The organism is Coprococcus sp. AM100_B19A, assembly GCF_027662015.1.
In the GTDB taxonomy this organism is placed as follows: Bacteria; Bacillota; Clostridia; order Lachnospirales; family Lachnospiraceae; genus Allocoprococcus; species Allocoprococcus comes.
Genome location: NZ_JAQDKN010000003.1, coordinates 185,293 through 210,363, shown reverse-complemented (window position 1 = coordinate 210,363; position 25,071 = coordinate 185,293). Strand labels below are relative to the sequence as shown.

Annotated in this window: 20 protein-coding genes, 1 other RNA gene and 1 other annotated feature; of the genes, 5 read left to right on the top strand and 16 right to left on the bottom strand. The window is 43.6% G+C overall.

Going from position 1 to position 25,071, the window contains the following annotated elements; all coding sequences use genetic code 11:
* Positions 1 to 138: 138 nt before the first annotated feature.
* Positions 139 to 1,293 (top strand): double-cubane-cluster-containing anaerobic reductase, encoded by a 1,155-nt coding sequence (locus PGQ33_RS04610; RefSeq protein WP_117834405.1) that lies wholly within the window; start codon positions 139 to 141, stop codon positions 1,291 to 1,293.
* Positions 1,294 to 1,357: 64 nt separating this feature from the next.
* Here PGQ33_RS04610 and PGQ33_RS04605 read toward each other — a convergent pair whose 3' ends face one another.
* From PGQ33_RS04605 to PGQ33_RS04575, 7 genes are all read right to left on the bottom strand, one after another.
* Positions 1,358 to 2,749 carry a peptide MFS transporter gene (locus PGQ33_RS04605; RefSeq protein WP_008371821.1) on the bottom strand — a complete coding sequence of 464 codons (1,392 nt, stop codon included), beginning with the start codon at positions 2,747 to 2,749 and terminating at the stop codon, positions 1,358 to 1,360.
* Positions 2,750 to 2,979: 230 nt separating this feature from the next.
* The gene (locus PGQ33_RS04600; protein WP_117834407.1) at positions 2,980 to 3,669 is read right to left on the bottom strand and encodes a GntR family transcriptional regulator; all 690 of its coding nucleotides are present in this window, start codon (positions 3,667 to 3,669) and stop codon (positions 2,980 to 2,982) included.
* 206 nt (positions 3,670 to 3,875) lie between these two features.
* A complete protein-coding gene (locus PGQ33_RS04595) occupies positions 3,876 to 5,192 on the bottom strand; it encodes a M18 family aminopeptidase (RefSeq protein WP_117834409.1) in 1,317 nt (438 codons plus the stop codon).
* A 26-nt stretch (positions 5,193 to 5,218) separates the two neighbouring features.
* On the bottom strand, positions 5,219 to 6,655 hold the full coding sequence (locus PGQ33_RS04590; RefSeq protein ID WP_117555764.1) for an APC family permease: 1,437 nt from the start codon (positions 6,653 to 6,655) through the stop codon (positions 5,219 to 5,221).
* Positions 6,656 to 6,710: 55 nt separating this feature from the next.
* Positions 6,711 to 7,928, bottom strand: coding sequence for a peptidase T (pepT, locus tag PGQ33_RS04585; protein ID WP_117834411.1), 1,218 nt, complete (start codon positions 7,926 to 7,928; stop codon positions 6,711 to 6,713).
* Positions 7,929 to 8,146: 218 nt separating this feature from the next.
* Entirely contained in the window at positions 8,147 to 8,692 is a 546-nt protein-coding gene (yfcE, locus tag PGQ33_RS04580) for a phosphodiesterase (protein WP_117834413.1), read from the bottom strand.
* A gap of 114 nt (positions 8,693 to 8,806) precedes the next feature.
* On the bottom strand, positions 8,807 to 11,044 hold the full coding sequence (locus PGQ33_RS04575) for an excinuclease ABC subunit UvrA (protein WP_270205350.1): 2,238 nt from the start codon (positions 11,042 to 11,044) through the stop codon (positions 8,807 to 8,809).
* 164 nt (positions 11,045 to 11,208) lie between these two features.
* Between PGQ33_RS04575 and PGQ33_RS04570 the strand changes: the two genes are divergently transcribed.
* The 4 genes from PGQ33_RS04570 to PGQ33_RS04555 all read left to right on the top strand — a co-directional run bounded on the left by PGQ33_RS04570 (position 11,209) and on the right by PGQ33_RS04555 (position 14,979).
* Positions 11,209 to 12,030 carry a transporter substrate-binding domain-containing protein gene (locus PGQ33_RS04570; RefSeq protein ID WP_270205349.1) on the top strand — a complete coding sequence of 274 codons (822 nt, stop codon included), beginning with the start codon at positions 11,209 to 11,211 and terminating at the stop codon, positions 12,028 to 12,030.
* A gap of 21 nt (positions 12,031 to 12,051) precedes the next feature.
* A complete protein-coding gene (locus tag PGQ33_RS04565) occupies positions 12,052 to 12,738 on the top strand; it encodes an amino acid ABC transporter permease (RefSeq protein ID WP_117555754.1) in 687 nt (228 codons plus the stop codon).
* Between the two features lie 15 nt (positions 12,739 to 12,753).
* Entirely contained in the window at positions 12,754 to 13,539 is a 786-nt protein-coding gene (locus tag PGQ33_RS04560) for an amino acid ABC transporter ATP-binding protein (protein ID WP_022220749.1), read from the top strand.
* Positions 13,540 to 13,632: 93 nt separating this feature from the next.
* Positions 13,633 to 14,979 carry an MATE family efflux transporter gene (locus tag PGQ33_RS04555; protein ID WP_173825609.1) on the top strand — a complete coding sequence of 449 codons (1,347 nt, stop codon included), beginning with the start codon at positions 13,633 to 13,635 and terminating at the stop codon, positions 14,977 to 14,979.
* Positions 14,980 to 15,128: 149 nt separating this feature from the next.
* Here PGQ33_RS04555 and PGQ33_RS04550 read toward each other — a convergent pair whose 3' ends face one another.
* From PGQ33_RS04550 to moaA, 9 genes are all read right to left on the bottom strand, one after another.
* On the bottom strand, positions 15,129 to 15,791 hold the full coding sequence (locus PGQ33_RS04550; RefSeq protein ID WP_195501964.1) for a Crp/Fnr family transcriptional regulator: 663 nt from the start codon (positions 15,789 to 15,791) through the stop codon (positions 15,129 to 15,131).
* Positions 15,792 to 16,276: 485 nt separating this feature from the next.
* On the bottom strand, positions 16,277 to 17,302 hold the full coding sequence (gene queA / locus PGQ33_RS04545; RefSeq protein WP_008371840.1) for a tRNA preQ1(34) S-adenosylmethionine ribosyltransferase-isomerase QueA: 1,026 nt from the start codon (positions 17,300 to 17,302) through the stop codon (positions 16,277 to 16,279).
* 19 nt (positions 17,303 to 17,321) lie between these two features.
* Positions 17,322 to 19,742 carry a phenylalanine--tRNA ligase subunit beta gene (gene pheT, locus PGQ33_RS04540; RefSeq protein ID WP_270205348.1) on the bottom strand — a complete coding sequence of 807 codons (2,421 nt, stop codon included), beginning with the start codon at positions 19,740 to 19,742 and terminating at the stop codon, positions 17,322 to 17,324.
* Between the two features lie 112 nt (positions 19,743 to 19,854).
* Entirely contained in the window at positions 19,855 to 20,874 is a 1,020-nt protein-coding gene (gene pheS, locus PGQ33_RS04535; protein ID WP_008371846.1) for a phenylalanine--tRNA ligase subunit alpha, read from the bottom strand.
* 215 nt (positions 20,875 to 21,089) lie between these two features.
* Positions 21,090 to 21,310 (bottom strand) — a binding site (T-box leader).
* Between the two features lie 124 nt (positions 21,311 to 21,434).
* A complete protein-coding gene (locus PGQ33_RS04530; RefSeq protein WP_082421134.1) occupies positions 21,435 to 22,268 on the bottom strand; it encodes a YihY/virulence factor BrkB family protein in 834 nt (277 codons plus the stop codon).
* Between the two features lie 115 nt (positions 22,269 to 22,383).
* Positions 22,384 to 22,564, bottom strand: a non-coding RNA gene (gene ssrS / locus PGQ33_RS04525) — 6S RNA.
* 87 nt (positions 22,565 to 22,651) lie between these two features.
* Complete coding sequence (moaC, locus tag PGQ33_RS04520; protein ID WP_055246514.1) at positions 22,652 to 23,125, bottom strand: cyclic pyranopterin monophosphate synthase MoaC; 474 nt, start codon at positions 23,123 to 23,125, stop codon at positions 22,652 to 22,654.
* A 14-nt stretch (positions 23,126 to 23,139) separates the two neighbouring features.
* Positions 23,140 to 24,075 (bottom strand): MOSC domain-containing protein, encoded by a 936-nt coding sequence (locus tag PGQ33_RS04515; RefSeq protein WP_195501966.1) that lies wholly within the window; start codon positions 24,073 to 24,075, stop codon positions 23,140 to 23,142.
* A gap of 8 nt (positions 24,076 to 24,083) precedes the next feature.
* Entirely contained in the window at positions 24,084 to 25,058 is a 975-nt protein-coding gene (moaA, locus tag PGQ33_RS04510; RefSeq protein WP_044998967.1) for a GTP 3',8-cyclase MoaA, read from the bottom strand.
* Between the last annotated feature and the right edge of the window lie 13 nt (positions 25,059 to 25,071).

Here is a 25,071-nt window from a genome sequence, read left to right as displayed (position 1 = left end):
CCTCCTGGCATCATGAATTCTTAAGAATTTCCATTGAAAACATCTTTAAATTTCCTTTTTTATAAAAAATATCAATTATACATCTCGTTTAAAAACACTTATGATAAAACTATCATTTCTAAAAAAGGAGATCTGAAAATGACCAATTTAAAATTACCGGAAGATTTTGAAACCTATCCGGAAGCAAGAAAGAATGCTTTTCTGAAAATGAAAGAGCTGAAGGAGTCCGGGCGCAGAATTGTCGGAGTTTTCTGTACCTACACCCCATGGGAACTGATTGAAGCTGCAGACGCAGCTGCAGTTGTACTTTGCGGGATCGGAGATGACAATATCCCGATTGCAGAGACCAGACTGCCACAGAACCTTTGTCCTCTGATCAAGGCAAGCTACGGTGCCGCCCTCGCTGACCGCTGTCCATTCTTCTATTTTTCGGACATGGTGCTCGCAGAGACAACCTGCGATGGAAAAAAGAAAATGTATGAACTGATGTCCGAGCTTAAGCACTGCCATATTATGCAGCTTCCGCCAGGAAAAACAGGCCGCGGTGCGCTGGAATTCTGGAAACAGGAGGTAATCAGCGTCAAAGAAGATCTGGAGGATTTCTATCACATAAGGATCACAGATGAGCAAATCCGCAAAGCAATCCATCTTCGCAACCGGGAACGCAAGGCCGTCCTTGACTTCTTTGAGATTGGACGCTTAAAACCGACCCCGATTACCGGTTATGAGATCAACACAGTTATTTCCTCGAACGAATTCACGGTTGATCTGGAAGAAAAAATCAAATACCTGGAACACCGTACCGCTGAGCTTAAAGAGCTTTATGAAAAGGAATATAAAGGCAAACCATCCCGTCCGAGAGTTCTCATTACCGGATGTCCGACCACCGGCGTGATCGACAAAATTGTACGCCAGATTGAAGAACTCGGAGCAGATGTTGTCGGCTTTGAGAACTGTTGCGGTCCACGTGAGAAAAAAGATCCGATTGATGAGACAAAGGATCCAATCACTGCAATCGCCGAAAAATATCTTCGTGTAAACTGTTCGGTCATGAGTCCGAACCCGGGACGTCTCGAGGCGCTTGATGCCCAGATTGATGAATATAAGGTAGATGGTGTCGTTGAGGTCCTTCTGCAGGCATGTCATACCTTTGCCATTGAGTCCGATGCGATCCGCACCTTTGTCACCAAAGAAAAAGGACTTCCGTATATTGCGATCAATACAGACTATTCTTCTGGTGACCAGGCACAGATCAATACAAGACTCGGGGCATTTATCGAAATGCTCGGTTAAAAGAAAATCCGGTGATCTTTCCTTCGATCACCGGACTTCTTTTTTCTCTTTTTGGCAGAATCATTTAAGCTTCTTCTTTCCCTTCAACAAGGCTGTTCAGCTTCTTGTTAGCCAGGAAGATAAGTGCTGTAAATACTAACATAATGACTGTGATTCCAACAAATACAGGGAACACATCAAATTTTTCAATAAATGCCTGTACAAACGGGCTTAACTTGTTTGCGCCAAATGTAGAAATTGCGATAACCCCCATCAAAAGTGAGAGATATTTCTTCGGCGCATACTTACTTACAAATGCATTACGCAGCGGTGAGAAACACATCTCTCCGATTGTAATAACCGTTACAAACAGGAATGGCCAGAAAACGCTTGCTTTTACAGAAGCATCTGCGCCAACTCCGCGAACCAGTTCACAAACAACCATTACTCCAAACGCAAGTCCTACAAAAAGGAAGCCAAGTGCTACTTTCTTAAACATATTCATATCGCCCTGCGGACGCTCGGCAAGTTTCTTCCAGATGGCTGCCATCACACCACCAAGAACGACACACAAAAGTCCGTTCCATGTAGTAGTAACCCATGACGGCGGAATGTCAAAAGAGCCAATACTCATCTTCACATAATCAGTCATATAAATGACAAGCGCAAGATCCTGCTGATAGTAGAACAGCCAGAAGATAACAGAGAGTGCCGATACAAGAATGATCGCTATCATACGGTTTCTTTCCAATTTTGTAAGCGGCTGCTTATCGTTCTTCCCATCTTCTTTCTTTTCGTTAGACCCGATCACATTTCCATTCTCATCCGTAAGATACTTGAATGGTTTCACACCCTGTCCCTGAAGGTTTTTCCAGTTCAGTACAAACCATGCCAGACCAACGATGCACCAAATCGATGCCACAAAGAAGCACTGACGGAATCCAAGCACATCGCCTTTTTTAAATAAGTGGAGATACAAAAATCCGGTAAGCAGTGAACCTACGAAAGCCCCAACATTTACATAAGAATACTGAATGGAAAATGCAGCATCCAGAAGTTCTTTGTTCTGATATTGTCTTCCGATCAGAGCGTTTAAGTTTCCTTTGAAAAGACCGGTTCCAATCGATACAAGAATGATCATCAGATTGACCATTCCCGGACCTGTTGCCTTCCAGCCTACCAGATATCCGATTGCCATGATAATATATCCCAGAGAGATCGCATATCTCGCTCCCAGCCATCTGTCAGAGATAATTCCTCCGATCAGCGGTGCCATATAGGTGTACGCTGTCAGATTCGCTGCCATGACTGCCGCATCTGTTCGCTCAATACCAAGACCACCCTGTAAAGTTGCAGTGATCAGGAATAGAAGCAAGATTGGCTTTGCTCCGTAAAATGCCAGGCGTTCAAACATAAATGTGATACAACAGGCATAAAAGCCTTTTGGATGTTTTTCATTAGTCTGTGCTTTTCCCATTACTTTTTATTTCCTTTCTGTTTTGGCGACTGTCGACAATCGTCATTCTTTATAAGTAATATAGCATAACTTCACCACTTTTTCAATACAGCTCATGTCTTACACTCTTTTTTTGTTATAATTCAACAAAACACAACAAAAAAAGATGTGGAATATTACTATCCACATCTCTTCATTATTAATATTTATCCATTTACTACTATCTAAAGACTGTAACCTCTCTCTGTATCCTAGACAAGAAAATCAAATGAAAATCCGGAATCCTCTTCCGACAATCCCTGCTCTTTCAAAAGCCTTCGGATCGTTCTCATGTAATGATCGGAAAGAACGTGACAGATTTTCTCCTTGTTCTTTTCCCTGCAGGCATCCACCAGTTCTTTATGAATCGGATACTGTCTTTCTACCACACGCTTTTTATCCGTGCTCAGGCTGAAGCCCGTAACAATATTTCCATAATTCAGCTCTTTCCATGCTTTATAGAGCCTTATCATACCAGTCATCTCTACAAGCAGTCCATGCATCTGGTTATCATAGACAAAAACCTGGTCAAACTGCTCTTCATCCAGTTTTTTCATTTTTTCCAGCACTTCTTCCATCCGGCAAATGGTATCCTCCGGAACGTTTCCGCCCATCAGCTTCACTGCCATGGTTTCGTAATTCGCCCGCATAAGGTAAATTTCAAATGATTCTTCCAGTGTAATTTCTTTTACAGAACATCCTGCATTTCTTACATATTCTATAAGTCCTTCATTTTCCAGCTGTCTAAGTGCCTCACGAATCGGAGCCCTGCTTGTCTTAAATTCCTTTGCCAGATCCTGTTCCACAATCTTCTGTCCCGGCTCCAGCTCCTGGTAAATAATCCTCTTCCGGATAATATCTGCAATATTTTCTCTTAGTGTTCGATATATTAATTCTGCCATTCCTTTTACCCAACCTTGTTACTCATTCTCTGCCATTTCGGTGATCTGACACCATAATTATTATAACAGGACAGTTTCTTTCCTGTCTATAAAAAAATTAGAATGCACTCTGAATTTTATTTTTCTATCGTTCCTCGAAATACGCCTTCTTCAAGATTCGGAAAAACTTGCAGAGAGTTCTTCCGGAACTCCCTGCAAATACTTCTTTATGCAATTTCAAACACACCATCGCCTGCTGCCTTGATATGACAGCTGTAAAATTCTTTGGATGCCTCGATCAGATAACCGGTATCCTTTACACCGGAAGTCTCATAAGCCGAATGCATTGCGAGCTGCGGAAGTCCGATATCCACGGTATTCATGGATACCTGCGCCATTGCAATATTTCCCAGTGTACTTCCACCTGCCGCATCCGAACGGTTGGCAAAAAACTGCACCGGTACACCTGCCTTTTCACAGATTGCCTTGAAAATCGCAATACTTACTGCATCACTGGTATATTTCTGACCGGCATGAGATTTGATCACGATTCCTTCGTTCATATAGTTACAGTTATTTACATCCGTCTTCTGCTGATAATTCGGGTGTACTGCATGTGCATTATCACAGCTCAGCATAAAACTTCCGGCAACTGCACGATAGAAATCTTCCTCATCTTTTCCCAGTGCCTTGTTGATCCGACAAAGCACATCCGACAACAGTGTCGATGCTGCTCCCTGCTTGGTTCCTGATCCAACCTCTTCATTGTCAAAGCAGGCAAATACATTGATATTTTTTGCATTTTCTCCTGCAAGGAAACCATTCAGTGACGCAAACGCACACTGCAGATCATCCAGCTGTGGGCAGGATAAGAATTCCTTCTCTCTTCCCCATACAGATGGCTCCATCCGGTTATACAGGAACAGATCCATACCATAAATCTTCTCTTCTTCTACGCCAAGCTCTTCTGCGATCAGTTTTTTCATCTCACCTGGTTCTTTTGCCGATCCGGCAAAAACCGGAAGCATGTCTACCTGTTTGTTGATCGCACGGCCTTCATTGACTGCGCGGTCCATATGGATTGCAAGGCTTGGAATCATCAGAAGATCTCTTTCTACCTTGACCAATCTGGTCTCCATTCCACTGTCCGTCTTTACAATTACGCGCCCTGCTACCGATAACGGACGGTCAAACCAGGTAGAGCAGATCATTCCGCCATAGCCTTCTGTATTCAGAACGGTGTATTTTTTCTTCACCTCTATCTCTGCATTCTCTTTGATCTTAAAGGTCGGTGAGTCACTGTGGGACGCAGTTACATGAAAGCTGTACTCATCCAGTTGGTTTCCGACTTTAAATGCAAGAATGCTGGAATGGTTACGAGTTACATAATATTTTCCGCCTTTTTCTATTTTCCATTTTTCCGACTCTTTCAGCTCCTGAAATCCTTCTTTTGTAAGAATATCCCGGATTGATTTTACTGCATGGAAAGCAGTCGGCGAGTTCTTTATAAATGATGTAAGTTCTTTAATTGTCTGGTTATCCATAATGTTCCTCCTAGCATTTCAGCCCTTTATTTTCCAGATTCTTTTGCACGTTCACGTTCGGCAAGCTTCGGCATGATAATTCCAAGTGCAGTCAGCACTACCGGTGTGATCACATTCATTGCAAAGGTAAATGGATCTTTGTTATACATTCCCATTATACAACAGATCAGTGTCACAAAAAAACACCATCCTCCGAAAAAGTATGCGATCTTCTGATTTTTCACAAAACGGTATTCTGCCGGAATCCGGTCATATGCCTTACGAAGCGCAATGTACGCCACAAATACCCAGATATAACGAAGCGGCATACATACGGAATTCAGCCTGGTAAGCTGCTGGAGAACCGCTGCTGCTCCCGGAAGGAAGGTCTGCACTACGATGATTGCCCCTGCAAGCACCAAAATCAGTTTAATACCATTGGAATACGCACCATATTTATTCTTTTTACGAAGCCCCGAAGGAATATACTGTGCCGTTTTTTCGTTATCCAGAAGCATACGCAGCGGTGCATCGATACTCAGGATCAGAATTGAAAACTGTCCGATCAGGTTACAGAGTGCATAGATGATCAGGAAAGTATCTCCAATGTGATAGTACTCACCCAGTTTCTGGAATGCCCAATAAGAACCATTTGCCGCATAAGAGTTAAAAGATTCTTCACTGGCGTTAATTACCACCGGGTCAAACATTCTTCCCATCGCGATCGTTCCCAGCATTGCGCATACCAGTACCATAGCAGTCATTGCAATGATTCCTTTCGGGAAGCCTTTGCTTGGATTTTCTACTTTATTTACATAAGGCGAAATTTTTTCACATCCTCCGACTGCAAATACAAGGATTGAAAGCGATGAAAAATATCCAATATTAAAGTTCGGAATCAGATTCTTCAGGCTGAAATCAATCGTTACATAGTCTGCGCCCGGATTGATCGCCGGTGCTGCAAGCATCATGATAATATATAAAATCGACATTACAAACATACTGGTCCCGGCAAGAGAAAGCAGCTTTTTCAGCGGATTCATTCCTTTACTCGCAATAAAACATCCGATCAGGAATACCCCCAGTGTTGCCATCTGTACGCCAATCGTCGGGAATGTATCATAAGTCTCTGCGTTACGGAATACTGCCCAGCTGAGGGCTTTCAGGCTTCCGCTTCCTTTGCTGGCAATGTACGTAATATGGCATGCCCAGTAGGTCCAGCCTGCATAATAGGCTACCTTCGGACCTATTGTATCGTAAACCCATGAGTTTACACCGCCACCGCTGTTTTTAAAAGCCGATCCCAGTTCCCCAACCATCAGTGAATACGGAATAAAATACAGCACAAACATCATAACCCAGCTTAGTATTACCTGAATTCCGTTAAAATAAATGAATCCGTTCAATACATTTCCAAATCCCCATACTGTTGAAAATGCCATAAATGCCAGCGTCATCACCGTGATTTTCTTATTATCAGACATAATTTTACCTCTCTCGTATTTTCATACATTTCCTTTAATTCTATTAAATTCCCCTTTATTCTGCAAACTGTCTAATGATGTCTTTTACAATAAGGACTGCTTTATCCATTCCTTCTACCGTGATATGCTCAAATACGCCATGGAATGCATGTCCGCCCGTTCCAAGATTCGGACACGGAAGTCCTTTGAAGCTGAGTCTTGCACCGTCTGTTCCCCCACGGACCGGTGACACGATTGGTGTAATACCTGCATGCTCAATCGCTGCTTTTGCGTAATCGATCAGCTGCATGCACGGTTCAATCTTTTCGCGCATGTTGTAATAGGATTCTACAATCTCAACTTCCACTTTTCCTTCGCCGTACTTTTTATTCATCTCTTCTGCGATATCACGAAGTTTCTGTGCTCTTGCGTCAAAAGATTTGCGATCAAAATCACGGATAAAGTATTTCATCTTAGTCGTTGTCACATTTCCCTGCACGCTGACCAGATGATAGAATCCTTCATATCCTTCGGTTGTCTCCGGTCTTTCATTTACCGGAAGCATCTGGTGGATCTCGGTTGCAATGGTCTGTGAATTAACCATCACGTCTTTTGCTGATCCCGTATGTACGCTGACACCGTGAATGGTGATAAATGCAGTCGATGCATTGAAATTCTCGAACTGAATCTCGCCTTCCTCATCACCGTCCAAAGTGTAAGCATAGTCAGCACCAAAACCTTCCACATCAAAATGCTTTGCTCCTCTTGCAATCTCTTCATCCGGTGTAAATCCGATGCAGATCTTTCCATGCGGAAGTCCTTCTTTGATGATCTCTTCTGCCACGGTAAGAATCTCTGCGATTCCCGCCTTGTCATCTGCCCCAAGAAGTGTGGTTCCGTCAGTTGTAATCAGAGTTCTTCCCTTTAATTCTGCAAGGTACGGGAACTCATCTACTTTCAGAATATCTCCGGAACCTTTCAGGACAACGTCCTTCCCGTCATAATTCTCAATGATCTGTGGCTTTATATTTTCCCCTGATGCATCTGCCACAGTGTCCATATGCGCAACCAGACCAAGCGACGGCTTGTCTTCGCATCCAGGAGTTGCAGGGATGTGTCCATATACATATCCCTTGTCGTCCACTCTTGCATCTGCGATTCCAAGACCTTTCATCTCTTCTACAAGCATTCTTGCCAGTACCAGCTCTCTGTCTGCTGACGGGACAGTATCGCTTGTCTCATCACTGGTTGTCCATACCGGAACGTAGTTTAAAAATCTTTCGTAAGCTCTCATATTGTTAGGTTCTCCTTTGCTTTTCTTAGTTTCATTTTATTACATAAATTGTCGGATGTACATTGGCGAATGTCGACAATTTATGGGGCTTTATTTTGTTCAATATTTTTTAGGTCCTGGCTCTTCTTCGCAAAGATAAAAGCTTTCCACTTTTTCAGGGAGTGTATGTTTTCATTTGTTAATGAAGTTCTATACTTTCTTGTTCTTTAGTAAAATAACTACAGCATCAGTTCGTGGTAAACTTCGCCGTATAGGTTTTTCCATTTCGCGATACCGTCTTCCAGGATCATGTAACTGTGGGCGCTGTTTTCTTTTGGGATGGAAACGGAGCCTGGATTTAAGTAGAGGTTCTCGTTTCCGAATGGTTCCCAGGCCGGTACGTGGGTGTGACCGTGTAGGAGAATATCGCCTGGCTGCATTGGGATTGGGGTCATGACGTTATGATGGTGTCCATGGGTGGCGTAAATGATCCTGTTGCCGCACGGGATCACTGCATAATCTGCCATGATTGGAAAATCCAGTACCATCTGGTCTACCTCTGTGTCACAGTTTCCGCGTACACAGAATAATTTCTCTTTAACTTCATTTAACATTTTAATTACCTTTTTGGGTTCGTATTCCAGCGGAAGATCATTTCTTGGTCCATGATACAGGATGTCGCCCAGAAGTAACAGTCTGTCCGGACATTCTTTTTTCATCGCATCCAGCATTTCCAGACAATAATATGCGGATCCGTGAATATCTGATGCAATCATTAGTTTCATAACGTTCGTCTCCTTTTCTTCTATCTTTTTGGTAAATATTTCTGTTTCTGTAAATCTTTCATAATTATAAATAGGGGGATTGCGTAGCAACAGAAATGGAGCAATCTGGTATCATCATAAATATTCTGCCGTGACAGATTTCTCACTCTTTTTCATCTCAAACGGTGTACCGGCAAACAGCAGTCTTCCTCCGGCATCTCCTCCTTCTGGTCCTAATTCTACCACATAATCAGCGGATTTGATAAATTCTATGTTATGTTCAATAACAAAAATGGAATTCCCTTCATCCACCATCTGGTTCAGAAGCTTTAACAGACTCCGGACATTCTTGATATGCAATCCGTTTGTCGGCTCATCAAGAATGAAAATACGGTCTTTACTTCCGAGATAGGAAGCAAACTTCATTCGCTGCAACTCTCCGCCGGATAAAGTAGAAAGTGCCTGATTTAGGTGCAGATAAGAAAGTCCTACTTTTTCCAGAGGCTCCAGCGCTTCGCTGATCTTTGTTCCCCTGAAGAATTCCCCCGCCTGTGCAACAGTCAAATCCATCACTTCCGCAATATTCTTTCCATCTACTTCGTATTGCAAAACTTCTTTTGAATACCGAAGTCCTTTACACACATCACAGGTCGTCTCGATGTCATCCATAAATGCCATATCCGATACGATCACTCCTTTTCCCTTACATGCCGGACACTTTCCTGCGCCGTTAAAAGAAAACAAAGATGCCTTCTGACCGCACCGCTTTGCAAATATTTTCCGGATTTCATCTGCGACTCCCAGATAGGTCGCCGGAGTGGATCTGAGACTTGCACCTGCAGCGCGCTGGCTTACAAACACCACATCCTCTCCCATACTGCGGTAAAAGCTTTCCATCAGAGAACTTTTTCCGGATCCGGCAACACCAGCGATCACAACCAGATTTCCTATTGGAAATTCGATGGTAATGTCCTTCAGATTGTGAAGATGGATATGCTCCATCCGCCATATTCCTTTCGCTTCCCTTGCCTTTGCTTTTAGAGAAGTAGTAAGCCGCATCTCTTCTCCGGTCGGCGTATCACTCTTTAAAAGTTCCTTATAACTGCCTTCAAATAAAACTCTTCCACCGGCCATTCCCGGTTCCGGACCCATTTCCACAATGTGATCGGCCATCTCGATCATTTTCCGGTGATGCTCCACCAGAACAACCGTATTTCCACCATCTCTCAATTTTTCCAGTGCACGGCGCATCCGCTCAATATCATGATTATGAAGCCCTGCACTCGGTTCATCCAGAATATACAACAAATCAGAAAGCGAGGAATTCAGACATTTTGCAATCTTGCATCTCTGGATTTCTCCACCAGATAAAGTAGATAACCCTCTGTCCAGAGACAGATATCCCAGTCCGATATCTATAAGTGCAGACAGTTTGGTATGCAGTGTATCCTGAATATCTTTTGCAAGCGGATCTTCTATTTGGTCAATCCACGCACGCAGCTCGGATAATGGAAGTTTTATTACATCTGCAATATTTTTCCCGTCAATTTTGCAGGACAACACCTTCTGATTCAATCTTGCCCCATTACACTCCGGACAAACTCCATGACTGGTGATCGGATCCAATAACTCCCTGTGAAGTTTTCCTTCTTCCGAATTTAGGACACTGCGATACATCCGATGCACAAGACCTTCGTATTTCGCAGTTTTCGGCCAGCCTTCTGGCGGGTTTTTAAGACGTATCTGCGGTGAATACAAAAACAGTTCCAGTTCTTCTTCGGAATAGTCTTTAATCTTCTTATCCAGATCAAACAATCCGCTGTTTGCATAACGGATCCATCTCCACTGCCCCGGCTCAAATGCCACATAATGGATCACTCCGGCATCATTCAGACATTTATCAAAATCTACCAGCTTGTGTACATCCAGATCTGTCACTTCCCCAAGTCCGTTACACCGCAGGCAGCATCCCTGTGGATGATTGAATGAAAAGCTGTCCGAATAACCGACAAAAGGCTGTCCCACTCTGGAAAATAAAAGCCTCAGAAGGGTATAGGTATCCGTATAAGTTCCAACCGTCGACCGCTGATTCGGAGCCGGCTTTTTCTGATTGATCACAATTGCTGCCGGAAGATTCTCGATCCGTTCCACATGCGGTCTTCCGTATTTTGGAAGATACTGCTGTACAAAGCTTGGAAAAGTATCGTTTAATTCCCTGCGCGACTGCGCCGCAAGAGTATCCAGAACCAGCGAAGATTTCCCGGAACCTGATACTCCGGTAAATACTGTGATCTGATGCTTTGGTATCCGGATAGATACATTTTTCAGGTTATTCTCCGTCGCATGGTGAACAATAATCTCATTTGTTTCCATATATTTATATTCCTCTGTTCTACTCTTTCTACAGTAATTCCTGTATTTCTTATTGTATCTTTATCAAAAAAGAAAGTAAATAGCAAGTTTTGGTTGACTTTAGTGTGGTAGATTGATAATATAGTGACGTGACATTTTTTGAAAGTATATGAGGAGAGATTATTATGAAAAAAATAACAGCACTTGCACTTACTTCAGCAATGGTATTATCCCTTGCAGCATGCGGAGGTTCTTCCTCTGACACAAAAAAATCCGACAACTCAAAAAGCTCATCCGAAAGTGATATAGAATATATTCAGGATAAAGGAACTCTTGTAGTCGGAATCACAGATTTTGAGCCAATGGATTACAAAAACGATAAGGATGAATGGATTGGTTTTGACGCCGACATGGCAAAAGCATTTGCAAAAAGTCTTGGCGTAGATGCCGAATTTGTAGAAATTGACTGGGACAATAAAGTTATGGAACTTGACGGAAAAACAATCGACTGTGTATGGAACGGTATGACACTTACTGATGAAGTAACCAGCGCAATGGCATGCACATCCGCTTACTGTAACAATGCGCAGGTAGTGGTCGTTCCTTCTGATAAAGCAGACAAATATCAGGACAAAGACAGTCTTAAGGATCTTTCTTTTGCAGTTGAATCCGGAAGTGCCGGAGAAAAAGCTGTAAGCGGAGAAGGATATGACTACACTGCCGTTTCTTCACAGGCAGATGCCATGATGGAAGTTGCAGCCGGAACCTCTGATGCTGCAGTCATCGACCTTCTGATGGCCGGTGCCATGGTCGGAAAAGGTACCGGATACGAAAATCTGACTCATACCGTTGAGCTTACTACCGAAAAATATGGTGTTGGATTCCGCAAAGGTTCCGACCTTGCAGACAAACTGAACGAATTCTTCAAGACAAGCTACAATGATGGTTCTATGAAGAAATGCGCTGAAACCTATGGGGTTCAGGATGCCATCATTGAGCAGAAATAATATTTAAGGCAGGAACTTTTTATGGATCTGATTATGAAACAAATGCCGGTCGTAGTGTCCGCACTAAATGTCGGCTTTTTACAAACTTTAAAATTATTTATTGTGACGCTGGTCGGTGCCCTTCCTCTCGGACTGGTCATTGCCTTTGGTTCCATGTCTCATTTCAAGCCTCTTAGCTGGCTTGCGAGACTGACCGTCTGGGTGATCCGTGGTACCCCGCTGATGATCCAGCTTCTGATCATCTACTATTTCCCCGGGCTGGTCTTACATAACCCGATCTGGGGTGGTGGTGAAGCAGGGCGTTTCCTTGCAGCAGCCGTATCTTTTATCATCAATTACGCCTGTTATTTTTCAGAAATCTACCGCGGTGGAATCCAGGGTGTTCCGGAAGGTCAGAAAGAAGCCGGTCTTGTACTTGGCATGACAAAGCATCAGATCTTTTTCAAGATCACACTCCTTCAGATGATCAAACGCATTGTACCACCGATGTCAAATGAAATCATCACCCTGGTAAAAGATACTTCTCTTGCACGTATTATCGCGCTGCAGGAGATCATCTGGGCAGGACAGGCATTTATGAAAGGCTCACATGGCATCTCCGGTGCTATCTGGCCGCTGTTCTTTACCGCTGTTTATTATCTTATTTTCAATGGTATCCTGACCGTTCTTCTCGGACGCCTTGAAAAGAAACTGGAATATTTCAGATAAGGAGAATTCATATTTATGCCAATCTTAGAAGTAGAACATATCAGTAAATCTTTTAATAAAACTCCTGTCTTAAAAGACGTTGGATTTAACCTGGAAAAAGGACAGGCTGTTTCCATCATCGGATCTTCCGGAAGTGGAAAGACAACGCTTCTCCGTTGCCTGAACTTTCTGGAACATCCGGATAACGGAATTATCCGGGTAAATGGCGAAACACTTTTTGATGCCTCTGTCCCGGCAACCACTCAGGAATCCGTGATCCGTAAAAAACGACTGCATTTTGGTCTGGTGTTCCAGAACTTTAATCTGTTTCCGCAGTATACCGCTCTGGAAAATGTAATGCTTGCCAAAAAACTTCTCGCCGCAGAGCAGCCGGATTTTAAAGAAAGAAAACGTGAAATCCTGACCGCCATCGAGGTACAGGCAAAGGTTCTTCTGACACAGATGGGGTTGGATAACCGGATGGACAATTATCCGCATCAGCTTTCCGGCGGACAATGCCAGCGAGTTGCTATTGCAAGGGCACTTGCCCTGCAACCGGACATCCTCTGTTTTGATGAGCCGACTTCTGCACTGGATCCGGAACTGACCGGAGAAGTATTAAAAGTTATCCGCGAGCTTGCCGACCAGAATACGACGATGATCATTGTAACCCATGAGATGGCATTTGCACGCGACGTTGCCGATCATGTGATCTTTATGGACGACGGACGCATCGTTGAACAGGGTGATCCGCGTCAGGTGTTTGAAAATCCAAGTGAAGAGAGAACAAAACAGTTTCTTTCGCGTTTTCATGAAGGATAACATGCATTTTTACCGAACCTCATTTTCATTGACTTTCCCTCTGCCGCACCTTATACTTAAAAGTAATGACTTAAGAAACGGGGGAAATATTCTATGTCAAAATCTTCAGCCAAACTGATGACCGAAGGCTCCATCTGGAAGCGTATCGTTGCTTTTGCGATCCCGCTTTTTTGGGGAAACCTTTTTCAGCAGCTATATAACACCGCCGACTCTCTGATCGTTGGAAATTTTCTTGGAAGCTCTGCGCTTGCCGCTGTCAGCTCTTCCGGTAATCTGATCTTTCTTATGGTCGGTCTTTTTAATGGAATCGCCATCGGATCCGGTGTCATCGTCGCCAAATATTACGGTGCCAGAGACATTCCGAATCTGCAAAAATCCATCCATACAACCGTTGGCTTCGGACTGATCTGCGGCGTGATCCTTACCATTGTCGGTATCATTGCCGCACCACAGATCCTGGTACTTATGGGAACACCGGAGGCGGTACTTCCAAACTCAATTACTTATTTCCGGATCTACTTTACCGGCTCACTTGCCTTTGTCATGTACAACTTCTTTGTCGGCATTCTGCAGTCCGTCGGTGACAGTACCCATCCTCTGATCTACTTAATCGTTTCTTCGGTAACGAATATCATTCTTGACCTTGTACTGATCGCAGGTCTTGGATTTGGTGTAGGTGCTGCCGCTTTTGCAACTGTCATTTCACAGTTTTTAAGTGCTATTCTCTGTATGGTACAGCTGCTTCACAGTCCGGAGGAGTTTCGGCTTCATCTGAACCGGATCAATCTGGATTCCTATATGCTCCGCCAGATCATTTCTTATGGTCTGCCAGCAGGACTCCAGAACTCGATCATTTCCCTGGCAAATGTATTCGTCCAGGCAAATATCAACCAGTTTGGGGAAATGGCGGTTGCCGGATGTGGGGCTTATATGAAGATCCAGGGATTTGGGTTCCTTCCGATCACCTGTTTTGCTCTGGCACTTACTACTTTTATCAGTCAGAATCTGGGAGCAAAAGAATATGACCGTGCTAAAAAGGGCGCTGTATTCGGTGTGATCTGCTCTCTTACGATCTCTGAGCTGATCGGTATCTGCGTGCATTTTACCGCTCCACAGCTTCTGTCTGCTTTCAGTTCCACCGCAGAGGTTATCCACTACGGAGCCATGCAGGCACACACGGACACCTTTTTCTACTTCCTGCTTGCTTTTTCACACTGTATGGCAGGAATCATGCGCGGAGCCGGTAAATCCACAGTCCCGATGTATGTTATGCTGGTATGCTGGTGTCTGATCCGCGTTTCTTATATCGTGATCATTTTAAAATTCATCCCGTCCATTCAGATGATCTTCTGGGCTTACCCGATGACCTGGGCGCTCAGTTCCATTGCTTTTCTGATTTATTTCCTAAAGTCAGACTGGATACACGGACTAGAAAGATAAATTTCACAAATTTATACTTGACTCATCGTATACAAAAAACCATTACAGGATCTGATTAAATCACATCTCTCCTGCAATGGTTTTCTTTTATCCTAACCTACATACAGTTTCTCACTGCTGTATCCGTTTTATTTCCATTATTTATCCATTTATATTTCCGTTTCGCCAAGAATACGGAAATGTTTCCTGTCTACTTCGATCAGCCTATCTTTCTGCATCTTCCCAAGCTCATTTGACATCGCGGACCTGTCTACATTCAGATAATCTGCAAGCTGCTGCCGGTTGAACGGGATATCAAATTCTTTCTTTCCGTTTTCCATAGCCTGATAAGATAGATACGACAGCAGTCTTCCCCGGATCGATTTTGATGAAATATGAAAAATCCGTTTCGACAGACGGAGATTCTTCTCTGCGGAAAGCTTCAGCAGATTTTCAATTAACGTATGATGAAACACACACGAATTGGAACAGACTTTCAGTATCCTTCCCACATCAAGAAACAAAATTCTTGCCTCTTCTGCCGCAACTACATTGACCATCAGCTTCTGCCTCGGAATCGCTGCATATGTTTCTGCAAAAATCTCGCCTCTTCCGGCCCGGTCCAGAATGCTGTGATTCCCCCAGATATCATCATTCTCAATGAACACGCTGCCGGAAAGAACCACGCCCATTGAAGTAACCTCATCCCCGGCATGGTAAATGATTTCATCTTTTTTATAAGTCTTTTCTACCGGATTCAGACAGTTCAGCATCTGTCTGGCGTCCTCCTTCGTGACGCCCCGGAAAATTGCTGCCTCCTCAAATATGCCCATTTTCTGCTACTCCTCAATTCTCAATGCATTTCTGTCCGCTTTTTAACCAAATCAAAAAGCAAAACAAATTACGAATATCCACCTGACTTTATTTCCCAAAGTTATTTTTTTCGTTTCTTTCTCTGATATATTCTGCGTAGTCCATCTTCTGTCTCCTTTTGCAATCTTGTTTTTATAACCTTTTCGTCTTAGTATGTGCCCAGATTTCTCCATTACTATACCATTCATGCTTTTGGCACTTACACCATCTTACTATATTTTTGCAGAATCGGCAAATCTATTCTGTTTATCTCAGCCGGATAAAACAACATTCTCTATAGACATTCATTCAATAAGATTTTTAAACTCAATCGTTTCCAACCTATACAAAAAACGGAGAACAAGATTTTTCAAAGTTGTACATGACTTGAACAATCTCGTTCTCCGGTTAATATCTTATGATTTCCTGTTCCCTGACATAACCTCACATTTGTCAGATTCTGCGTCTATTCTATAAACATCGCATCCCCAAAGCTGAAGAATCGATATCTCTCTTTAACTGCTTCTTCATATGCCGCAAGCACATGCTCTCTTCCGGCAAGCGCACTTACCAGCATGATCAGCGTTGACTCCGGTAAATGGAAGTTCGTGATCAGGCAGTCCAGTACCTTGAATTTATAGCCCGGATAGATGAAAATCTCTGTCCATCCACTGCACTCTTTTAACTTTCCGTTTTCATCAGCCGCAGATTCTACGGTCCGGCAGCTTGTCGTTCCGACGCAGATCACCCGGTGTCCGCTCTCTTTTGCACGGTTGATCTTTTCTGCCTCAGATGCCTCGATCCGGTAGAATTCCGAATGCATATGGTGATCCAGAATATCATCCGCTTTTACCGGACGGAAAGTTCCAAGTCCGACATGAAGCGTTACATGCGCAATCTCCACACCTTCTGCTTTGATTTCTTCCAGAAGCTCCGGTGTAAAATGCAGTCCTGCCGTCGGAGCAGCCGCAGATCCGGAATGCTTTGCATACACGGTCTGGTAACGATTCTTGTCCTCCAGCTGGTGGGTGATGTAAGGCGGAAGCGGCATCTGTCCAAGCTGATCCAGAATCTCTTCAAAAATTCCTTCGTATTCAAAATGGATCAGACGGTTTCCTTCCTCTACAACCTCCAGAACTTCCCCTTTCAGAAGACCGTCCCCGAAGCTGACTCTTGCTCCGGGTTTCATCTTCTTTCCTGGTTTTACAAGTGTTTCCCAGACATCATTTCCTTTTCGTTTTAAAAGAAGAACTTCGACTTTTCCGCCGGTTCCTTCTTTTTCACCGATCAGTCTTGCCGGGATAACCTTGGTATCATTGATCACAAGGCAGTCTCCCGGTTTGAGATAATCTTTGATCTCACGGAAAATGTGATGACTGGTTGCACCGGTTTTTTTATCAAGAACAAGCAGTCTGGAACTGGATCTGTCTTCAAGCGGATCCTGCGCGATCAGCTCTTCCGGTAAATCAAAATAAAAATCCTGTCGTTTCATTCTTTTGACCTCTTTTCGCCTACTTACGAAGCTCGATACCCATTTCCTCCAGTGCCTTTAAGATACGGTTCATAGCAGCTGAAATGTCAGCTTCTTCCAGAGTCTTATCTTTTGCACGGAATGTGATAGAGTAAGCAACAGACTTGAAGCCTGCCTTGATCTGAGCGCCTTCATAGATATCGAACAGCTTATAGCTTTCCAGATAAGCGCCACCCTTGTTCTCGATCACTTCTTCAACCTGTCCTACCAGGATGGATTTTGGCATTACCATACTGATATCACGGCTGACTGCCGGGTATTTTGCAATTCCTTCGTATTTTCTGTCAAATGTTGCAAGTTCTGTGATCTGTGGCATATCAATGACAGCAACGTATGCTCTTTCACCGATTCCATAGATATCAGCAACTTCCGGATGAACCTCACCCATGTATCCGACAACCTTTCCATCGTAAACGATGTTTGCCTGACGTCCCGGATGAAGGAAGTTCTTTCCTGCATTTGGATCATAGGTTTCTTTCTTATGAAGTCCGACTTTTTCAAAGAACTCTTCTACAACACCTTTCATACTGAAGAAGTCTCCATCTCCGTACATTCCAAGTGTAAACTGCATTCTTTCGTCCGGCAGTTCTGTCAGTGGAAGTGCCTTTGGAAGATAAATATTTCCAAGCTCGTACAGACGGACATTTTTATTTCTTCTGTTGTAGTTTGTTGCAAGAGATGTCAGCATACCATTCAGAGATGTTGTACGCATGACACTGTAATCTTCTCCAAGCGGGTTCATGATCTGGATTGCCTGACGCATCGGATCATCCTTGTCGAGGAGGAGCTTGTCAAATACCTTCGGGCTTTCAAATGAATAAGTCATTCCCTGACTGAATCCACAGAATTCTGCAATATTTCTTGCTACTTCTTCCACACGAAGCTTGAAAGAAAGCTTACCAGTTGTAGCTTCACCTGTAGGCAGTGTAGTCGGGATATTATCATATCCGTAGAATCTTGCTACTTCCTCCGCAAGATCGGCGATACGGAATAAGTCATGACGGAAGGTTGGTGCGATCACTTCTTTTGCTTCTGCATCATATTCCAGGTCGATCTTTTCAAAATATTTAATCATATCTTCTTCCGGGATGTCTGTTCCGAGAAGTGCATTGATCTTGTCGGCATCAAATGGTACACGTACAGGTTCTTTTTTCTTGCTGTATACATCAACCATTCCTCCGACAACTTCACCGGCTCCCATTTCTTCGATCAGCTGGCAGGCACGGTTGATTGCATCCTCTGCATTATTCGGATCCAGTCCCTTTTCAAATTTACCGGATGCATCAGTACGAAGTCCGACTTTCTTGCTGGATTTACGGATGTTGGTTCCATCGAAGCATGCAGCTTCAAATAACATGGTCTGTACATTGTCAGTGATCATGGAATTTTCGCCACCCATGATTCCGGCAATACCTACCGCTTTTTCGCCATCACAGATCATCAGAACAGAATCATCCATTTCTCTTTCCTGACCATCCAGTGTTACGAATTTTTCTCCTTTTTGGGCATTGCGGACGATGATCTGATGACCTGCGATGGTATCCAGATCATAAGCATGCATTGGCTGTCCGTATTCTTCCATTACATAGTTTGTGATATCAACAAGGTTGTTGATCGGACGGATTCCTACGGAAGAAAGTCTTCTCTGCATCCATTTCGGTGAAGGTCCGATCTTGATATTTTTTACGACTCTTGCACAGTAACGTGGGCAAAGGTCTGTATTTTCTACTTTTACTTTGATGTAATCATTGACATCTTCATCATTTCCGGTTGATGTTACAACCGGTGGCTTGAATTCTTTGTGGAATGTAGCTGCAACTTCTCTTGCGATACCAACCACGCTGAAGCAGTCTACACGGTTGGAGGTGATCTCGTATTCAAATACGACATCATCCAGTCCGAGTGCCTTTACTGCACTTTCTCCGACAACTGCGTCATCATCAAAAATGTAGATTCCATATTCCGGTGCTTCCGGATACATATTTCTGTCTGAACCAAGTTCTTCGATGGAACACATCATTCCGTAGCTGTCGACTCCACGGAGTTTTCCTTTTTTGATCTTGATTCCGCCTTCTACTCTCTGCCCAGGCTCATGTCCGCCCGCAACGCGTCCGCCATCCAGAACAACCGGTACCTTGTCTCCTTCTTTTACGTTCGGAGCACCTGTAACAATCTGTACGGTCTCTGTTCCTACATTTACCTGACAGATGATCAGTTTATCTGCGTCCGGATGTTTCTCAATTTTCTCAATCTGTCCTACTACGATCTTGTCCAGATCAGCATCCAGCTTTGTAAAACCTTCTACTTTTGTTCCGGAAAGAGTCATTGCATCTGTATATTCCTGCGCTGTTACGTCAAGATCCGGAACATACGCTTTAATCCATGATAATGAAGTATCCATTTTATATCTCCTTCTGATTTGTTTATATATTTCTCTTATTCAGTCTCCAAAATCCAGCATCTTTCGATGCTGCCGCAGCTCTTCGCACTGCTCTCTGATTTTGTCGTGCTCACTAGAACTGTTTCAGGAATCTGATATCGTTCTCGTAGAGGAGGCGCATGTCGTCGATCTCGTATTTGAGAAGGGCGATCCTTTCAAGTCCTACTCCGAATGCAAATCCAGTGTATTCTTCCGGATCGATTCCGCACATTTCGAGTACGTGTGGGTGAACCATACCACAGCCGAGGATTTCAATCCATCCTGATCCTTTACAGAAACGGCAGCCTTTTCCGCCACACTTGAAGCATGATACGTCTACTTCTGCACTTGGCTCTGTGAATGGGAAATGATGCGGACGGAATTTTGTCTTGGTATCCGGTCCGAAAAGTTCTTTTGCAAATACTTCCAGAGTTCCCTTTAAGTCAGCAAAGGAAATATTTTTATCGATTACCAGTCCTTCGATCTGATGGAAGGATGGTGAATGGGTTGCATCCACTTCGTCAGAACGGAATACTCGTCCCGGTGCGATCATACGGATCGGGAGCTTGCCCTGTTCCATCACACGTGCCTGAACCGGTGATGTCTGGGTACGAAGCACGATGTCTTTGTTGATATAGAATGTATCCTGTTCATCTTTTGCCGGATGATCTGCAGGAATATTCAGTTTTTCAAAGTTGTAAAGGTCATATTCTACTTCCGGTCCTTCCACAACTTCGTATCCCATACCGATGAAGATACGCTCTACTTCTTCCAGAGCGATCGTATTCGGATGACGATGACCTACTGTATTTTTCTTGGAAGGAAGTGTTACGTCAATAACTTCCTGTTTTAATTTTTCTTCACGGATTGCAGCATCCATTTTCTTCTTTGTCTCATCAAGAAGTTCTTCGATAGCAGCTCTTGTCTCATTCACAAGCTGTCCTACCTTCGGACGTTCTTCCGGAGCTACATCTTTCATTCCTTTTAATACGGCTGTCAGTTCTCCTTTTTTACCAAGGAATTTGACACGTACATCATTTAATTTCTCCGGTACATCAGAAGCCTGGATCTGCTTAATGGCTTCCTGTTTGATGCTCTCAAGTCTTTCTTTCATGATATCCTCCTTAAAACTTGTTTTGGCTATTCATTTGCGACTATAACAGGAAATAAAATTTCCTGTGGAAGAAAAAAGAATGTGCCTTGGCACATTCTGGCACCTGCGGCGATCGCTTGTGACATCTTCCTTATACGCCGCAGTGCACATCCTCGCGGAGCGTTTTTATATATTAGGAAAGAACACTTTCCTAATATATAAAAAAATCGCCCCTAAAAAGGGACGAGATAAATCGCGGTACCACCCTGTTTCCTGCTATTTGAATAACAGGCACTCGGACTGCGTAACGTGCAGGGACGTCGTTTTCTACTTTATTTTCAAAAACGCAGCTCACGTGGGAAATTCGTTTCCTGCCTGAACCGGGGAGAACTTACAGCCGGGGATTCTCCTTCTCTGTCGGAAAACAGTTCACTACTTACACGGTCATTGCTTTTATGATATGTCATATACTTAATTATTGTAACATATGATTTTTTTATGTCAAGCGGTTTTATCCGATAGATTCACCGTTTATCTACGCAAAATCATATTCCGGAACCTGGATGCTGCTTTTTGCAGAACTAATCCTTTTCCAGGATATCCCGCTTTGCATCTACCCAGATACAGTTAATAAGCCCTCCCAGCAGCATCACATACATACAAAAATACAGCCACAGCATCACAAGAATGATCGCCGTCATACTTCCGTACAGACCGGAAAATCCTTTGAAGATTGTCAGATACATTGAAAAAACAAACGAGATCACCAGCCATCCCAGAGAACAGAAAATAGATCCCAGAATCAAATCCCGGAACGGAAGCTTTCGGTTCGGCAAAAAGTGATATACCAGAAGCGAAATTCCAGTCATAACAACAAATGAAATCACTGTTCTCAAACGCATGATCATATCCGTCGTCTCCGCAAGAAACGGAATTTTGTGATATATAAAAATACTGATATTATTACCAAACACAGAAAGTACCAGAGCCATCACAATTGCTGCAATGAACAGGATCGTATAGATGGATGCCCGGATTCTTAAAAATACATAATTTCGTGTCTCACGAAGCTCATATGCACAGTTCAGTCCTGTACTAACCGCAAGTACTCCTTTACCTGCTGACCACAGTGCTACAATCGCAGTGATCGGAATGACCGTCTTCGACTGGTTATATACTTCATTTACAATGCCAACCATAAAATCCTGCATATTTGTCTCCGGAAACAAATTTACCACTGCAGTCATAACATCTGCTTTTGTCACCGGAGTATATTGTATGATAGCAAGAAGCAGCAAAATAATCGGGATCATACTCAGCACAAAAAAATAAGCAGACTGGGCCGCGTATGCTCCCACATGCTTTTGTGACACCTGCCCTGTAATTTCCCGAATCTTGTTTATCGTTTTCATCATATAATAACTCCATTTATCTTATCGGCAGTTTCATTTTTCAAAATAGTTTATCACATTTTCACTTCTTTGAAAACCCAAAAAAACAGTTGCTCTCGCAACTGTCCTTTATCTTTTGTAGTCCCCCGAAATGCCGTTTTCCGTTTTTTGACTCCTAGCACTCCGCTAGGTGGGCGACCGCATCTGCTTTTCTGCCTTCCCCTGCGCAATGAGGGCCTGACATATTACAGAGATATAAGAATCCCGTTTAAAGTATTGTAGGTTCAAAAATACGGAAGTCTCGAACATTCCAGGTTTTCTAAAGCCTATTATAGACCATCAGCCGTGTTTTTTCAACTGTTAATCGTTGAAGATATTTACTTTTTTTACCAGAAATTAAAATACGTTTAACGTACCCATTTCCCGCTTTTTCCACCGGACTTTTCAAGCAGATGGATTTCTCTGATCTCCATTCCCCGGTCAACCGCCTTGCACATATCATAGATTGTAAGAAGAGCGGTATTTACCCCAGTCAGTGCTTCCATTTCCACACCGGTCCTGCCAGTACATGCCGTGTGGCAGATTGCCCGGATCCCATGCTCTTCTTCCAGATATTCAAAATCAATCTCGACTTTGGTAAGGTTTAACAGATGGCACAGCGGAATCAGTTCTGCTGTCTTTTTTGCACCCATGATCCCGGCAATTCTTGCTACGCCAAGAACATCTCCTTTTTTCATGCTGCCTTCCTTTACTTTCTGAAAGCATTCTTCCGACATGCGGATCACCCCGGATGCAAGTGCTTCTCTTTTTGTCTCAGCCTTTTCCCCCACATCTACCATCACTGCATTACCATCTTCGTTAAAATGTGTAAATCCACTCATGATTTTTAACCTCTTTATTTTCTGGCACATTCGCCTTCTGTTCCCCGGAGGATTCCAAGCCCATGCCCAAGTTCAGGAAGCAGAAACTCCAGTGCTTCCTGTACTGCTTTGGGACTTCCCGGGAGATTGATGATCAGCGTTTTTTTTCGGATACCTGATACAGCTCTGCTGAACATAGCACGCTTTGTGATCGTCATCGAATAATTCCGGATTGCCTCTGCTATTCCGTTTGCCATTCGGTCACAGACATTTACCGTCGCCTCCGGTGTCCGGTCCCGCTCGGAGAATCCTGTTCCTCCGGTGGTGAAGATCACATTAAGCTGTCTCTGATCAGCTAGTCTGATCAGCTCTTTTTCCAGTTTTTTCTGCTCATCCGGTAATAAAATCGTTTCTTTAATATCATATCCGGCATCTTTCAACATTTCGACAATCATGGGTCCGCTTTTGTCTTCTCGTTCTCCGACAGAGCCTTTATCACTTAAAGTAATAACTGCCGCTGAAAATGGACGGTCACTTTTCACCTGTTCCATGACAACTTCATCTCCTACCTTGATATGACCTCCGGTGACGACTTCTGCAAAGACGCCCTCTCTTGGCATAATGCAGTCACCCATTCTCTTATAAATCTGACAATGACTGTGGCATTCTTTTCCAATCTGTGTCATCTCAAGTACCACATCTCCGATATGAAATCTTGTTCCAACCGGAAGCGCGCGAAAATCAAATCCTTCCACGATCAGATTTTCACCAAATGCACCATACGCAACTTCTGCCCCTTTTGCACGAAATTCCTGAATCTTTTCATCGGAAAGCAGACTGATCTGACGATGCCATTTTCCACCGTGCGCATCTCCTTCAATCCCCCAGTCCATTTTGACCATGGCTTCACGAACCTCATGTTTTTCGGTTCCTCTCTTTTCACTGATGCAGATTCCCTTCAGTCTTCCCATTTTTATGTTTATCCTCCGATCTGTGACATATTTTTCTGTTCTGTAATAAAATTCTGCTCCTCAAAATGATGCATCTTCGGTTTTCCACGGATCGCCTGTTCGAGACATTTCCGGATTTCTTCTTCCGATCCGTGTCTTGCTGCCTCAAAAACGGAGATAGTATCTGCATAGCACAGACACGCTTTTAACTTTCCGGTTGATGTCATCCGGATCCGGTTACATCTGTCACAGAATTTTCCATGCAATGCACTGATCAGACCGATTTTCCCCTGAAAACCAGGCAGTTGATAATACACAGCAGGTCCGTTCCCAAACCGTCCCTCTAACGGATAAAACTCTCCTTCTATTCCATAAGCTTCTTTCAGTTTTCCAAGCACCCAGGCACCGGAAATGCCATTCTCTGCTCTTCCCTGTCCAATCGGCATCAATTCAATAAAACGGACATCCAGCTTGTTCTTTTTCGCCAACTCTGCCAGACTTTTCCATTCCTCATCATTGACTCCTTTTTGCAGGACCGTGTTGATCTTTACCCGGATCTCGCTTTTTTCTGCCATGAAAATGGATTTTCTGACTCTTTCCAGTTCATCTGCCCCGGTAATCTCCTGATATTTTTCCGGAATCAGTGTATCCAGACTGATATTCACCGCATCCAGCCCCGCTGCAAGAAGATCTTCCAGATTCTCACCCAGAAGAACCCCATTTGTCGTCATTGTTACTTCTTCTGTGCCCGGAATCTGCCGGATCATCCGGATCAGATCTGCGCATCCTTTTCTGACCAGAGGCTCCCCTCCGGTAATCTTAAACCTGGTAATCCCGATCCGGACAGCCTCCCTGCAGATTCGTTCAATCTCCTCATAAGTCAGGATTTCTGACATAGGAATCCACTTTGCGCCATCCGGCATGCAGTACCTGCATCGCAGATTACAGCGGTCTGTGATTGAAATTCTCATATATTCAATTGTTCGTCCATAAGAATCTCTCACAGCCTTTTCCATC